Origin of the sequence: Pseudomonas sp. JV245A (assembly GCF_032424515.1) — a bacterium.
GTDB classification, from domain to species: domain Bacteria; phylum Pseudomonadota; class Gammaproteobacteria; order Pseudomonadales; family Pseudomonadaceae; genus Aquipseudomonas; species Aquipseudomonas protegens.
Genome location: NZ_VYKE01000640.1, coordinates 1 through 268, shown reverse-complemented (window position 1 = coordinate 268; position 268 = coordinate 1). Strand labels below are relative to the sequence as shown.

General features: G+C 73.1%; 1 pseudogene. It reads left to right on the top strand.

The annotated features are described in order from the left end of the window. A pseudogene (locus F6S12_RS33405) lies at positions 1–268 on the top strand (MFS transporter); the annotation flags it as partial.

Genomic DNA, 268 nt, shown 5'->3' with positions numbered 1-268 from the left:
TTCCAGCCGGCCCTGCTGCGCCGGCCACAACTGCGCAGCAGCCTGTGGCTGAGCCTGCTGGTGTCGACGGTGATCATGACCACCCTGGTGGTGGGGCCGTTCTACCTGGCCCGGGGGCTGGGGCTGGGGAGCTTGGCAGTGGGCCTGAGCCTGTCCCTGGGGCCGCTGGTGGCGACCCTGTGCGGCGCCCCTGCCGGGCGTCTGGTGGACCGTTACGGTGCCCAGCCGCTGTCCCGGCTCGGCCTGCTGGGGTTGTGTGGCGGCCTGG